The 12,109-nt window shown below is 70.8% G+C and carries 17 protein-coding genes and 1 tRNA gene; 7 read left to right on the plus strand and 11 right to left on the minus strand.

Features of this window, described 5'->3' with window-relative positions; translation table 11 throughout:
• Nucleotides 1-33: 33 nt before the first annotated feature.
• Nucleotides 34-843 carry a thymidylate synthase gene (locus NVV95_RS10100; RefSeq protein ID WP_259486395.1) on the plus strand — a complete coding sequence of 270 codons (810 nt, stop codon included), beginning with the start codon at nucleotides 34-36 and terminating at the stop codon, nucleotides 841-843.
• A complete protein-coding gene (locus tag NVV95_RS10105; protein WP_259486396.1) occupies nucleotides 840-1,379 on the plus strand; it encodes a dihydrofolate reductase in 540 nt (179 codons plus the stop codon). The genes NVV95_RS10100 and NVV95_RS10105 overlap by 4 nt, the downstream gene beginning before the upstream one ends.
• A 106-nt stretch (nucleotides 1,380-1,485) precedes the next feature.
• On the opposite strand, the gene NVV95_RS10110 is transcribed toward NVV95_RS10105, so the two are convergent.
• The 4 genes from NVV95_RS10110 to NVV95_RS10125 form a co-directional block, all read right to left on the minus strand.
• A complete protein-coding gene (locus NVV95_RS10110; protein ID WP_259486397.1) occupies nucleotides 1,486-1,743 on the minus strand; it encodes a hypothetical protein in 258 nt (85 codons plus the stop codon).
• 126 nt (nucleotides 1,744-1,869) lie between these two features.
• Complete coding sequence (msrA, locus tag NVV95_RS10115; RefSeq protein WP_259486398.1) at nucleotides 1,870-2,430, minus strand: peptide-methionine (S)-S-oxide reductase MsrA; 561 nt, start codon at nucleotides 2,428-2,430, stop codon at nucleotides 1,870-1,872.
• Nucleotides 2,427-2,924 (minus strand): peptide-methionine (R)-S-oxide reductase MsrB, encoded by a 498-nt coding sequence (msrB, locus tag NVV95_RS10120; protein ID WP_259486399.1) that lies wholly within the window; start codon nucleotides 2,922-2,924, stop codon nucleotides 2,427-2,429. The genes msrA and msrB overlap by 4 nt, the downstream gene beginning before the upstream one ends.
• 110 nt (nucleotides 2,925-3,034) lie before the next feature.
• Nucleotides 3,035-4,720, minus strand: a complete 1,686-nt coding sequence (locus tag NVV95_RS10125; protein ID WP_259486482.1) for a molybdopterin-dependent oxidoreductase — start codon at nucleotides 4,718-4,720, stop codon at nucleotides 3,035-3,037.
• Between the two features lie 166 nt (nucleotides 4,721-4,886).
• Between NVV95_RS10125 and NVV95_RS10130 the strand changes: the two genes are divergently transcribed.
• Nucleotides 4,887-5,846: an alpha/beta hydrolase gene (locus tag NVV95_RS10130; protein ID WP_259486400.1), complete on the plus strand. Its 960-nt coding sequence runs from the start codon at nucleotides 4,887-4,889 to the stop codon at nucleotides 5,844-5,846.
• On the opposite strand, the gene rlmC is transcribed toward NVV95_RS10130, so the two are convergent.
• Nucleotides 5,821-7,005 carry a 23S rRNA (uracil(747)-C(5))-methyltransferase RlmC gene (gene rlmC / locus NVV95_RS10135; protein WP_259486402.1) on the minus strand — a complete coding sequence of 395 codons (1,185 nt, stop codon included), beginning with the start codon at nucleotides 7,003-7,005 and terminating at the stop codon, nucleotides 5,821-5,823. The two genes, NVV95_RS10130 and rlmC, sit on opposite strands and share 26 nt — an antisense overlap.
• Nucleotides 7,006-7,089: 84 nt before the next feature.
• On the opposite strand from rlmC, the gene NVV95_RS10140 reads away from it, so the two are divergent.
• On the plus strand, nucleotides 7,090-7,383 hold the full coding sequence (locus NVV95_RS10140; protein ID WP_259486403.1) for a hypothetical protein: 294 nt from the start codon (nucleotides 7,090-7,092) through the stop codon (nucleotides 7,381-7,383).
• 7 nt (nucleotides 7,384-7,390) lie between these two features.
• Here the strand turns inward: NVV95_RS10140 and NVV95_RS10145 are convergent, their stop codons facing one another.
• Both NVV95_RS10145 and NVV95_RS10150 read right to left on the minus strand, forming a co-directional pair.
• Nucleotides 7,391-7,945 carry a PIN domain-containing protein gene (locus NVV95_RS10145; protein WP_259486483.1) on the minus strand — a complete coding sequence of 185 codons (555 nt, stop codon included), beginning with the start codon at nucleotides 7,943-7,945 and terminating at the stop codon, nucleotides 7,391-7,393.
• Entirely contained in the window at nucleotides 7,942-8,463 is a 522-nt protein-coding gene (locus tag NVV95_RS10150) for a helix-turn-helix domain-containing protein (RefSeq protein WP_259486404.1), read from the minus strand. The genes NVV95_RS10145 and NVV95_RS10150 overlap by 4 nt, the downstream gene beginning before the upstream one ends.
• A gap of 141 nt (nucleotides 8,464-8,604) precedes the next feature.
• On the opposite strand from NVV95_RS10150, the gene dinB reads away from it, so the two are divergent.
• Both dinB and NVV95_RS10160 read left to right on the plus strand, forming a co-directional pair.
• Nucleotides 8,605-9,798, plus strand: a complete 1,194-nt coding sequence (gene dinB, locus NVV95_RS10155; RefSeq protein WP_259486405.1) for a DNA polymerase IV — start codon at nucleotides 8,605-8,607, stop codon at nucleotides 9,796-9,798.
• A gap of 67 nt (nucleotides 9,799-9,865) precedes the next feature.
• A complete protein-coding gene (locus NVV95_RS10160; RefSeq protein ID WP_259486406.1) occupies nucleotides 9,866-10,303 on the plus strand; it encodes a VOC family protein in 438 nt (145 codons plus the stop codon).
• 46 nt (nucleotides 10,304-10,349) lie between these two features.
• On the opposite strand, the gene NVV95_RS10165 is transcribed toward NVV95_RS10160, so the two are convergent.
• The 3 genes from NVV95_RS10165 to NVV95_RS10175 form a co-directional block, all read right to left on the minus strand.
• Nucleotides 10,350-10,685 (minus strand): hypothetical protein, encoded by a 336-nt coding sequence (locus NVV95_RS10165; protein WP_259486407.1) that lies wholly within the window; start codon nucleotides 10,683-10,685, stop codon nucleotides 10,350-10,352.
• A 261-nt stretch (nucleotides 10,686-10,946) separates the two neighbouring features.
• Complete coding sequence (locus tag NVV95_RS10170; RefSeq protein ID WP_259486408.1) at nucleotides 10,947-11,162, minus strand: hypothetical protein; 216 nt, start codon at nucleotides 11,160-11,162, stop codon at nucleotides 10,947-10,949.
• On the minus strand, nucleotides 11,159-11,500 hold the full coding sequence (locus tag NVV95_RS10175; RefSeq protein ID WP_259486409.1) for a DUF7882 family protein: 342 nt from the start codon (nucleotides 11,498-11,500) through the stop codon (nucleotides 11,159-11,161). Before NVV95_RS10175 ends, NVV95_RS10170 begins: the two co-directional genes overlap by 4 nt.
• Nucleotides 11,501-11,647: 147 nt before the next feature.
• On the opposite strand from NVV95_RS10175, the gene NVV95_RS10180 reads away from it, so the two are divergent.
• Nucleotides 11,648-11,929 (plus strand): hypothetical protein, encoded by a 282-nt coding sequence (locus NVV95_RS10180; RefSeq protein WP_259486410.1) that lies wholly within the window; start codon nucleotides 11,648-11,650, stop codon nucleotides 11,927-11,929.
• Between the two features lie 75 nt (nucleotides 11,930-12,004).
• On the opposite strand, the gene NVV95_RS10185 is transcribed toward NVV95_RS10180, so the two are convergent.
• Nucleotides 12,005-12,094, minus strand: a tRNA-Ser gene (locus NVV95_RS10185).
• Nucleotides 12,095-12,109: the final 15 nt, after the last annotated feature.

Raw genomic sequence — 12,109 nt, forward strand, 5'->3', positions numbered from 1 at the left:
CCACGCGTCGGCGCCAGCGGATAAGGTCGAAGCGTGACCTCCGCCATCGCCACTCCGTACGAAGACCTGCTGCGCGAGACGCTCGAGCACGGCACCCCGAAGTCCGACCGCACGGGCACCGGAACACGCAGTGTGTTCGGCCGTCAGCTGCGGTTCGATCTCGCCGAGGGCTTCCCGCTGATCACGACCAAACGCGTGCACTTCAAGTCGATCGCGTACGAGTTGCTGTGGTTCCTGCGCGGCGAGAGCAACGTGCGCTGGCTGCATGAGCACGGGGTCAGCATCTGGGACGAGTGGGCCGACGCCGACGGCGAGCTGGGCCCGGTCTACGGGGTGCAGTGGCGGTCGTGGCCGACCCCCGACGGGCAGCAGATCGACCAGATCCAGCAGGTGATCGACACGATCCGCACCGACCCCGACTCGCGTCGCATGATCGTGTCAGCCTGGAACGTGGCCGAGATCCCCGGGATGGCGCTGGCTCCCTGCCACGCCCTGTTCCAGTTCTACGTGGCCGACGGCAAGCTCTCGTGCCAGCTCTATCAGCGCAGCGCCGACCTGTTCCTCGGGGTGCCCTTCAACATCGCGAGCTACGCGCTGCTGACCCAGATGATCGCGGCGCAGACCGGTCTCGGCCTCGGCGAATTCGTCTGGACCGGCGGGGACTGCCACATCTACGACAACCACGTCGAGCAGGTGGAGGAGCAGCTCACCCGGGCGCCGTTCGTCCCGCCGACCCTTCGCATCACGGCCGAGCGGCCGAGTGTCTTCGATTACGAGTACGAGGACTTCGAGGTCGTCGGGTACGAGCACCACCCGGCGATCCGCGCCGCGGTGGCCGTGTGACCGTCTCGCTCATCTGGGCCGAGGCCCGCGGTGGGGTGATCGGCGACGGCGGGGGCATCCCCTGGCACGTGCCCGAGGACATGGCGCACTTCCGCGAACTGACCGCCGGCAGCGCCGTCGTGATGGGGCGGAAGACCTGGGACTCGCTGCCGGAGCGGTTCCGCCCGCTGCCGGGTCGGCGCAATGTCGTCGTCACACGGAGCGAGGACTGGACTGCCGACGGCGCCGAGCGCGCGGGCTCGGTCGAGGCGGCGGTCGCGACCGGTGCGACGAGCGGCATGTCCGACCGTGCGACGGACGGCGGCGCGAGTGCGGAGCCGGAGGAAGTCTGGGTGATCGGCGGCGGTGAGATCTACCGGCAGGCGCTTCCGCTGGCAGACCGGCTCGAGGTGACCGAGATCGATCTCGCGGTGGACGGCGACACCCGCGCCCCGGCGATCGACGACGAGGTCTGGCAGCGGAGCGCGGAGACGGAGGCGTGGCAGGAGTCACGCACGGGCATCCGCTACCGCTTCGTCACGTACCGTCGCCGCTGACGAGCGAGCGGTCACGCCGAGCTGACGAGCGAGCGGTCACGCCGAGCTGACGAGCCGGGCTGACACGCCGGGCTGACGAGCGAGCAGTCATGCCGAGCTGGCGACGTCAGTCGTAGACGTGCGCGACCGTCCAGTGCGGCGCCCCGTTCGGCCGGATCACGTCGAACACCCGGCTGACCCCCGCGTCGTCGGTCGCCTGGAAGCGCCAGGCCGCGAAGTCGGGCGCGTGCGTGCCCCAGTAGAGCCCCTCGGGCTCGGTGGGACGGTCGCTCACCCTCCAGCGGCGACCCTGCCACAGCATGCGCACGGGCACGGCGTCGGTGAACCACAGGGTGGCGAACTCGGTCAGGTCGATCGTAGTCATCAGGCGCTCCGGACATTCGAAGATGTGTTCGAATGTCCACTATGCAGCGCTCGACGGCGACACGCCAAGCGGGGAGCGACCCGATCGGTCACTCCCCGCTCCCCGCTCCCCGCTCGTCGGGCTAGCTCACGCCGCCGACGCCGACCGACGCGGCAGCACCCAGCCCGGCCGCACGTAGTGGCAGGTGTACCCGTTCGGGTAGCGCTCGAGGTAGTCCTGGTGCTCCGGCTCCGCCTCCCAGAACGGTCCGGCGGCGGCGAGCTCGGTGGTCACCGGGCCGGGCCAGATGCCCGAGGCGTCGACGTCGGCGATGGTGTCCGCCGCGATGCGACGCTGCTCCTCGTCGAGGTAGTAGATGCCCGAGCGGTAGCTCGTGCCGACGTCGTTGCCTTGGCGGTTCTTCGTCGACGGGTCGTGGATCTGGAAGAAGAACTCCAGCATGGCGCGGTAATCGGTGACGGTCGGGTCGTAGGTGATCTCGATCGCCTCGGCGTGGGTGCCGTGCCGGCGGTAGGTGGCGTTCGGCACGTCGCCGCCGGTGTAGCCGACGCGGGTGTCGAGCACTCCGGGGCGGCGGCGGATCAGGTCCTCCATGCCCCAGAAACAGCCACCCGCCAGAACGGCACGGGCGACGGGAGCGCCGGAAGAAGGAGCGCCAGAGGAAGAAACAGAAGCAGAGTCGGTCATCGGGAGGTCTCCTCGGAATCGGTGGTGCCGGAATCGGTGGTGCTGAAATCGGTGCTGAACAGCGAACGGAACTCGCCGTACCCCGACGCGTCGAGCTCGTCCAGAGCCACGAAGCGGAGGGCCGCCGAGTTGATGCAGTAGCGCAGGCCGCCGGCCTCGCGAGGCCCGTCGGGGAAGACGTGCCCGAGATGGCTGTCGCCGTGCGCCGAGCGCGCCTCGGTGCGGGCCATCCCCCAGCTGCGGTCGGTCTTCGTGACGACGTTCGCGGGGTCGATCGGAGCGGTGAAGCTCGGCCAGCCGGATCCGCTGTCGTACTTGTCGGTCGACGCGAACAGCGGCTCGCCCGTGACGACGTCGACGTAGATGCCGGGGCGGTGGTCGTTCCAGTACTCGTTCCGGAAGGCCGGCTCGGTCTGGTCGTCCTGGGTGACCCGGCGCTGCTGCCGGGTCAGGCGCGCAAGCGCCTCGGGGGTTACCTGGTACTCCTTGGTCACGGGGACTCCTCGCTCAAAGCGTCGCTGGCTGCGGCGTCATAGAGAAGAACAAGCGTTCTCCACCGATCGTTCCGGCGGGCATCCGGAATCAGCCGACTCTCAGGAAAGCCCTAGACCACCGTGACGAGCGTCCGCTGCCACCCCGCCGTGCCGTTCGGAACGATCGGCGCGCGCTCCTCGATCTGCAGGTTGCCGGCCTTGTCCACGGCGCGCACGGCGACGTAGTGGGTGCCGGTGGTGGCGTTCCAGTCGACGTACCACTGCACCCAGGTGTCGGCGTTGACCGCGGTCGAGAGGGTGGCGGGCTGCCAGTCGGCGTTGTCGATCGAGACCTCGACCCGCTCGATGCCGATGGTCTGAGCCCAGGCGACACCCGCGATCTTCGTGGCGCCGGCCGAGATCTGCTTGTCGACGCGGGGGGTGTCGATGCGCGACGACATCTTGATGGGAGCCTCGGCGTCGTAGCCGCGCGGGGTCCAGTAGGCCTGGTCGGCCGCGAAGGTGGTCACCTTGATCTCGGTCAGCCACTTCGTCGCCGACACGTAGCCGTAGAGGCCGGGCACGAGCATCCGCACCGGGAAGCCGTGCTCGAAGGGCAGCGGCTCGCCGTTCATCGCCACGGCGAAGATGGCGTCGCGGTTCTCGTCGGTCACCGCACTCAGCGGGGTGCTGGCCGTATAGCCGTCGATGCTCTTCGACAGCACCATGTCGGCACCCGACTGCGGGCCGGCCATCGCCAGCACATCACGCATCGGCACGCCGAGCCACTTCGCCGAGCCCACGAGCCCGCCGCCGACCTCGTTCGAGACGCAGGTCATGGTGATCGAGTACTCGTCGAGCCCCATGTTCACGAGGTCCTGGAAGCTCAGCGTGACCTCCTTGTCGACCATGCCCGTGATCTTCAGGCTCCATGTGGAGGGGTCGATCTGTGGCACGGTGAGCGCGGTGTCCACGCGGTAGAAGTCGGCGTTCGACGTGTAGAGCGGCGTGATGCCCTCGATGTCGAGCTCGGCGCCCGCGGGCACGTCCACCGTCGATGTGGCGGCCGGCAGCTTCAGAGAGTCCCGGATGCCGGCGAGCGACGAGGTGGCCGCCGAGACGAGACGGGCTCCGGTTCCGACCACGGCCGAGGCGGCGGCGACCACAAGGGTGCCCACGAGGAAGCGGCGACGGTCGAGCCCGACCGCGCGCGGGGCGTCGGAGGAGGAGGACGAGGAGTCGGCGACGGGAGCCTGAGCCCCGGCCGACGGGCGGGCGTAGTCACGCGCATCCGGAACCGACGACACGGCGGCCGCAGCCCGCACGTCGTCGCGCCAGCGGGCGAGCCGCCGCACGAGGAGGTGCAGCAGCACGATGCCGACGACCGTGCCGACGACCGTCGGAACCGAGGCGAACGCGGTGGCGCCGGTGCGGGTGACGATCGCGGCGATCGCCAGCACGCCGGCGAGACCGAACAGCACCAGGCCGAGCGGCCGCTTGGCCAGCTGCAGCACCCCGGCGAGCGCCGCGGCGACGACCACGGCCAGGCCGATCGACCCGAGCAGGAAGATCTTGTCGTTCGAACCGAACGTCTCGATCGCGAACTCCTTCATCCAGCGCGGGACGATGTCGATCACGAACGATCCGACGGCGAGCACAGGGCTGCCGTCGCGGGCGACGAGCAGGGCGATGACCTCGGCGATCGCGAGCAGGGCGCCCGCGCTGACGACACCGGCGATGGCCGCGTAGATCCAGAACCGCTTGCGCGGAACGCGGGTGCGGGTCTTCTTCGTGTCGTCGCTGTGCACGGCACCCATGGCGGCCTCCTGAGCTCTCGGTGTTCCCCAGGTGTTCGGAGCGGCCGCGCGGAACGCTTGGCGCGGCGGCCCGGCGGGGAGAGGGTGGGATGACGACGACGACCACCGGGAGGCACCCATGCTCGAAGCCGACACCGCGCCGCGCACCGGACGGGCGGAGTAGCCGATGTCGCTCTCGATGCTGCTCACCCGCTCGCTGCTCCACCTCCAACCGAACCGCTTCCGCTCGGCCGAGCAGATCGACGCCGCCATCGCGACGAGGCGACCGCCCGCCCCGGTCACCCGGGCTCTGCGGCGCCGCTGCCGGGTCGACGAGGAGACGGTGCTCGGCGTGCCGATGCTCACGCTCACGCCGCGTCGGCCGCGCCGCGGCGCCCCCGAACTCGTCTACCTGCACGGCGGCGCCTACGTCTTCCCACTGCGCCGGGCCCACTGGTGGATCATCGAGCGCCTGATCGCCCTCAGCGGCGTGACCGTCACCGTGCCGCTCTATCCGCGGGCACCCGAGCACTCGCTGAGCGAGGCGCTGCCGTTCCTCGACTCGGTCATGGTCGAGGTGCGGCGGCGGGCCGCGGGGCGCGGAGTGTTCCTCGCGGGCGACTCGGCCGGTGCGGGCCTCGCGCTCGCGCACACCCTCGTGCGGCGCGACCGCGGGGCCGAGCTGCCCGACGGGCTGCTGCTGTTCTCGCCCTGGCTCGACGCGACGATGTCCGACCCCGCGGTCGCCCGGCTCGAGCCGCTCGACCCCCTGCTCGCCGCGCCCGGGCTCGTGCACTGCGCCCGGCTCTGGGCTCGCGACGGCGACATCTCGGGCCGCCTCGTCAGCCCGATCAACGACTCGCTCGACCGCCTGCCGCCGACCTTCGTCTACCAGGGCACCCACGACGTGCTGGCGGCCGACGCGAAGCGGTTCGCCCGCAAGGCCGAGCGGCTCGCACGACGGCAGCCCGCACCGGTTCAGGATGCCCGCCCCGCCCCCTCGGCCGTCGAGCTGCGCCTGTACCGCGGAGCCTTCCACGACTTCGTGGCGGCGACGTTCACCCCCGAGTCCCGACGCGCCCTCGGTCACGCGGCGAGCGTGCTGGCGCGTCGCGGACCGGTCAGGCCACCCGCTCCAGAAGCGTGATCACCTCGACGTGCGCGGTGTTCGGGAACATGTCGAACAGCCGCACGCGCCGCACCGTGAACGACGGCATGGCCGCGAGATCGGAGGCCAGGGTGACCGGGTTGCAGCTGGAGTAGATCACGTGACGCACGCCCGAGCCCTCGAGCCAACCGGCCAGCTCGGGCCCGATGCCGCGACGGGGCGGGTTCACGAGCACGAGCTCGGGCGGCTCGGGGGCGGCGAGGGCGAAGGCGGTGGCGTCGGCCGCCTCGAAGTGCACGGTCTCGAGACCCATCTGCTCCGCCGTCTCACGGGCGGCGGTGATCGCCTCGGGGCTGAGTTCGATGCCCGTGACGTCGCGGGGGCGGGCGGCGGCGGGCAGAGCATCCGTCGCCCCTGTCAGCAGATCGCGTCGGTGCGCGGGAGCCGCCGCGTGCAGGGCGAAGCCGCCGACGCCGCAGTAGAGGTCCCAGAGCGAGGCGGGGTCGACCTCGTCGATCCAGGCGCGGGCCTGGGCGTAGAGCTCGATCGCGATGGGGGTGTTGGTCTGGAAGAAGCTCTGCGGCCGGAGGTTGAGCGTCACGGCGCCGAGCCGCATCGGCAGGGTCTCGCGCTCGGTGAGCATGATCTCGTGCGGGCCCTCGACGACGGCCTTGTGCTCGGGCTGCAGGTTCACCGAGACCACGGCCGCGTTCGGCAGCGCCTCGAGCAGGGCGGGCAGTTCGCGACGGATTCGCGGCAGCACCCGCTCGTCGCGCACCACGAAGCGCACCATCAGCTCGCCGTCGGGCGACTCGGTGACGAGCACGTACTTCAGCTCGCCCCGGCGATCGGGGACGACGTAGGGCTCGAGGCCGGCGGCGGTGACGAAGGCGGTGAGGGCCGGCATCGCGGCGAGGATGCCGTCGGTGCAGAGCGGGCAGCGCGAGAGATCGACACCGCGGCGGCGGGCGTCGAGGATACCGAGCGTCGGGGCCTCGACCGTGCCGCCGACCACCATCTTCGCCTTGTTGCGGAAGCCCTCCTGCGCGCTCGCGGCGGCCGGCAGCCACTCGGCGGCGGGGAAGGCGGCCAGCAGCTCGCGACTGCGCTGCTCTTTGCCGGCCAGCTGCTCGGCGTAGGGGGTGTCGAGCAGCGTGCACGAGCGGCAGATGCCGGCGTCGAAGTAGGAGCACTGCATGGCCTGCCAGTCTAGGCGGGGTGTTCTCGCCGCTCTCGTCTGGCGTTAAGGTCGCGTTCGGGTGGCGCGCGTAGCGTCGGACGCATGGACATGTTGCAGGACGACCCGACCATCGACACCTCCACCCTCCCGACCGCGGCTCCCTCGACCGGCTCGCTCGACTTCACCCACGACGGCGAGCGCTTCACCCTCGCGGTGCTGCGGCCGAAGACCTGGACGCTCCTCCGCGTCACCCGCTACGCGACGACGCCGCTCTACACGTTCCACGAGCTCGACGCCTCGGACGCCGCCGCCTGGCGCGCCTACCGCCACGACGGCCGCGTCACCCGCCTAGACGCCCCCACCTTCCCGGCCCTCCTCGAGCTCGCCCTGGCCTGACCCGGCCCTAGAGAAACCGGCGGACCTCCTCGACGAATCGCGGAACTCCGGACCGAACGAGCATCTCGAGAAGATCGTCCATGGTCACCGGGGGTGAGTCGTCGATGTCGACGAGCCGATGCAGGGTATCCAGGGTCAGCCGCGGATGAAGGTCGAGCTGATCGAGGAGGAAAGAATCGGGGTGGACGACCTCGATCTCGTAGGGAACGGCCGACGCGGCGGGGAAGTCCCGCAGATTGAATGTCACGAGGACCTCGGCATTCGCCCGGACGGCAGCCGCGAGGACGTGCCGATCCTTCGGATCGCACGTCATTCCGTCGATGAGCTGCTCGTAGCCGTCGACCAGAGCGTCGGGGAAGACCGCCGTCATCGTCCCGATCCGCCTGTCGACGAGGCGCTCCGCGTGACCGGCCTCGACGAGGTTCCGCCCCAACTCGGCCATCACCCCGTCCGACCAGAGAGGACGGAATGCGCCTCCTTCGGCCAGCCACAGCAGGACGTCGTTGAGCGTCGAGCCGTAGAGCGCGCAGGTGTCGAAGAAGGCGGAAAGGCCATCGGTCAGAGCGCTTCGGCTCGCATCGCCGCATCGTCGTCGCGCCGGTAGTACGAGTCGATCTCCTGCCCCGCCTTGGCGTAGTCGGACAGCGCTGACCGTCGCTCCTGCCTCGAGCGCTCCTGGTAGTCGACGAGCGCGCGAAGGGTCACCTTCCGGTGTCGGTTCCGCTTCTCGAACTCCATCTCGCCGCCGTCCAGGAGCTTCACCAGGGTGGGCCGGGATATGCCGAGGAAGTTTGCGGCCTCCTGCGTCGTCAGGAGCGTGCTGTAGGGCGCGACCGTGACGCCTTTCCCGGTCGCCAGGGCATCGACGACCTGCTCCAGCGCCCGGAACACCTCTGCCGGAATAGCGCGACGGCCGCCGTCCGGCGCGACCAGCTCGGCATAGTCGCTCGATCGGTGCAGCAGGTGCTGCTCGATCTCGCGAAGGGTTCGGGCGAAGTCGACGATCTCGTCATGGGTCGTCTCGTTCGGGAGGTAGGTGATGGCCTTTCGGCCGGTGTCGGGAGGGGTCGCGGTGGTCACAGCTTCACTGTATTCGAAATATTCGAAAGGTCCACCCCGTCCGGCGGTCACCCGCCCGATGTCGGGGGTGGGTGGGATGCTCTCGGGAGCGGAGCGGAGCGAGAGGCGGCGGCGCGGCGGCGGCGCGAGGGCGGAGGCGGGATGCGGGGCGAGGCGAGCGTGCTGCATGCCGACCTCGACGCGTTCTACGCGTCGGTCGAGCAGCGGGATGCGCCCGAGCTCCGCGGGCGGCCCGTGATCGTGGGCGGCGGGGTCGTGCTCGCGGCGAGCTACGAGGCGAAGGCGCGCGGCGTCCGCACCGCCATGGGCGGGCGCCAGGCGCGTGAGCTGTGCCCCGACGCGGTGTTCGTGCATCCGCGCATGGAGGCCTACTCGGAGGCGAGCCGGGCCGTGTTCGCGATCTTCCGCGACACCACGCCGCTCGTCGAAGGGCTCTCGATCGACGAGGCGTTCCTCGAGGTGGGTGGGCTGCGGCGGCTCGCCGGGTCGCCCGAGCAGGTGGCCGTGCGACTGCGCGAGCGGGTGCGGGCCGAGGCCGGGCTGGCGATCTCGGTGGGGGTGGCCCGCACGAAGTTCCTCGCCAAGGTCGCGAGCGCCGTGTGCAAGCCCGACGGGCTGCTCGTCGTCGAGCCCGAACGCGAGCAGGAGTTCCTGCTGCCGCTGCCCGTCGAGCGGCTCTGGGGCGTCGGCGCGGTGACCGCCGAGAAGCTGCACCGGCTCGGCATCAGCACGGTCGGGCAGCTCGCCGAGCTCGAGGAGGCGACCGCCGAACGACTGCTCGGCCGGGCCGCCGGGGCCCACCTGCACGCGCTGGCCCGCCTGCGCGATCCGCGGCCCGTCGACACCACCCGCCGCCGCGCGTCCATCGGCTCGCAACGGGCGCTCGGCTCCGAGCCGCGCACCGACGAGGAGCTCGACCTCTTCCTCACCCAGATCGTCGACCGCCTGGCCCGGCGGCTCCGCGACGGCGGCCGGGTCTGCCGCACGGTGGTGCTGCGGCTGCGCTTCGGCGATTTCGCGAAGGCCACCCGCTCACGCACCGTGCGGCCGACCGACCGCACCTCGGTGCTGCTCGAGGTCGCCCGCGAGCTCCTGGCCACCGCCCGGCCCGAGATCGGCGCGCGCGGCATCACGCTCATCGGCATCTCACTCGCGCAGCTCGCCCGCGCCGACAGCCTGCCGCCCGAACTCCCCATCGACTGGAACGACCAGGCGCGCCTCGACACCGTGCTCGACGCGGTGCGCGATCGCTTCGGGGCCGCCTCCGTCGCGCGCGCGGTGCAGCTCGACCGCGACCCGGGGCTCGACGCCCCGCTCCTCCCCGAGCACGAATGACCCGCCTCGGCGCCGTCGAGGGGCGATCGGATGCCCGGCCGCCGCCCGCGCCTGGCAGACTTCAGGCATGCCGATGCCGTCCCGCCTCTCCGTCGTCACCGTCGGCGTGCGAGACCTGCCGTTGCTGCGTCGCTTCTACGCAGCGCTCGGCTGGGCCGAGATCGACGGCAGCGACGACGACTGGACCGCCTACCTCGTCGGCGGCGTGCTCTTCGCACTGTACCCGGCGGCCGAGCTCGCGGCGGAGGCCGGAGCGGAGGTGCCTCCGACGCCGACATGGTCGGGGGTGACGCTCGCCTGCAACGTCGACGAGGCCGACGACGTCGGCACCGCGTTCGACGCGGCGGTGCGCGCCGGTGCCGTGCCGATCGCCGAGCCGCAGACACGGGAGTGGGGCGGGCGATCCGCCTACGTCGCCGACCCCGAGGGCACCCGGTGGGAGATCGCGTGGGCTCCGGGTGCGCGCTTCGACGAACGCGGTGCCCTCACCGGCTTCGGCGGCTGACGGGTGCCTCGTCCGGTGATCGCCGGATCTGCGGGCGCGAGCGGCGCTAGCGGTGGTGGTCGGTCCCGGCGATGACCTCCGAGCGCAGACTCTCGACCGTGAGGCCGAGACACCGGGCGATGTCGGCGTCCGACATGAGGCGCGACCGGAGCAGCGTCGCCGCCTTGCGACGACTGGTGCGGGTGGCCTCGGGGCAGTCGAGGCGGCTGTAGGTCTGGGCGTCGTCGAGCAGCTGCTGAACATCCTGAGGCAGGCGGAGGACGGGTGCGTGGCCGTGCCCGGCGATGTCAGGCGGCAGATCGCCGAGCGACCGGGCGACCACCTCCCCCGGCGCGGATCGCGGGCGCGCGTGCCACACGCCGTGCTTCCACTCGACGACCACCCCGCATAGCTTTCCGACATTGTCTTCCCTTTCATCTCTCCGGCCACGGGCCAGGAGTTCACTTCGGAGTGCGGACACTCCTCACCGTGGCCCGGTGGATTGCTTCGGCCAGACCCTTGCCAGGGCGGCTCGACCGTGCTGCGCGGGAAAGGGGGATGCGCGGGGCACGCCGAAGGAGCGCACGGCCTGGGGCGGTGCGCGGGCGGTCAGCGCCGGAGGATGTCGCTCAGGCGTCGTCGCCGAAGACTCCCCGATGCCGAATCAGGCGTCGTCGGAAGCGGCGACGACCATCAGCGAGATGGGGATGCCCGGGCCGATCAGCAGGCGCGCCTCACGCACTTGCCCCTCACCGAAGTTGACCTCGAGCCAGTCCGGCCCGCCCTGCTGGGCAGCGCTGATGCGAGCCTGCAGCTCGCCGACCTGTTGGTCGGCCACGCTGTAGTCCCGCCCGTCGTAGATGATGTCGATGCGCTTCACGCGTGCACCCCGACGGAACCGGTCTGCGCGGCCGGCTCGGCCTGCTCCGGCTCGTTCACCAGGTGAAGCCCGTGGGGCGAGTTCGCCGTGAGCATCAGGGCCTCGACCCAGGCCCGGTTCAGCACCGGGGCGCGGCCGCCGTAGAACTTGAACACGATCGGGATGGTCGGATGCAGCCAGATCGAGGTGCGCCCGTCGCCGGCGGCCGGGTCGTCCTTCCAGCTGAATGAGAAGCACTCCCCCCGGCGGAGCTTGGCGGTGATGACAGTGGACAGGTGAGCGAGGACGCGATCGTCGAACTCAACGGTCAGCGACGAGTCGTACGTGAGTTTTCCCAAGGCGATGATCCCTTCTCTGTTCAACTGTGGGGGGAAGGGCGGACAATAGCTACCTTTTCCGGCTATTTCGGGCGTCTGGTCTCATTATCGGTGGCCCCCTTGTGAGACTGGTCCAACGGTGGTCATCTAGGTTCCGGGAGGCTCTGAATGGAACGCATCACGATCACGGTCAGCGACACGCCGCACCCGCTCGCGCAGGGTCAGGAGGTCCAGGCCATCCAGGACGCGGCCCTGAGAGCCGTGCGCGAGGGCGGTGACATCGTCACGGTCACGCTCTACGGCAACCGCGAGCTGGCGATCCTCGTCTCCCCCGGCGTGCCGATCACCTTCGAGGTCGCGGACGTGCCCGACGAACGCCGGGACGACGGGGACCTGGACAGCCCGTTCGAACCCTTTTCCACGTTCGACAACGACGACTACCCCATCTGATATCGTCGGCGCCTGGCGCGGGGGAACGGACAAGCCCCCGAACCCGCGCGATCGCGGGACTCGGGGGCTTGTCGGTGGCGGTACCGGTGGGATTTGAACCCACGGTGGAGTCTCCCCCACACAACTTTTCGAGAGTTGCACCTTCGGCCGCTCGGACACGGTACCGGGGACGAGTGTACG

The organism is Herbiconiux gentiana, assembly GCF_024978135.1.
Taxonomy (GTDB): Bacteria; Actinomycetota; Actinomycetes; order Actinomycetales; family Microbacteriaceae; genus Herbiconiux; species Herbiconiux gentiana.